Source organism: Rhodoferax ferrireducens (assembly GCF_003347515.1).
Classification (GTDB): Bacteria; Pseudomonadota; Gammaproteobacteria; order Burkholderiales; family Burkholderiaceae_C; genus Rhodoferax.
This window is the reverse complement of the sequence record NZ_QEII01000013.1, coordinates 1-280: the sequence shown is the minus strand read 5'-3', so window position 1 is coordinate 280 and position 280 is coordinate 1. Positions and strand designations below refer to the sequence as shown.

Sequence of the window (280 nt, the reverse complement as noted above, 5' to 3'; positions counted from 1 at the left end):
GGCTTGAAATTGGCCGCCCAGTCGCTTCGCATGCACAAGGACCCCGAATCGTTTATTGCCTCCTTCACAGGCAGCCACCAGTTCGTACAAGACTACCTCGTGGAGGAAGTATTGCGTCAACAGTCGCCCGACGTTCAATCCTTTTTGCTTCGTACGTCTGTACTGGATCGCCTGTGTGGTCCCTTGTGTGATGCGGTACTGCAAAACCATGGCGGTGAAGAAATCCTCCATCAGCTTGACCACGCCAATCTCTTCATCGTGCCTTTGGACTCGGAGCGAC

General features: G+C 53.9%; 1 protein-coding gene. It reads right to left on the bottom strand.

Annotated elements, in window-relative coordinates; translation table 11 throughout:
* Nucleotides 1-243, bottom strand: a 243-nt coding sequence (locus C5P05_RS00045) for a hypothetical protein (RefSeq protein WP_157979122.1), incomplete at its 3' end; no start/stop codon positions are given.
* Nucleotides 244-280: the final 37 nt, after the last annotated feature.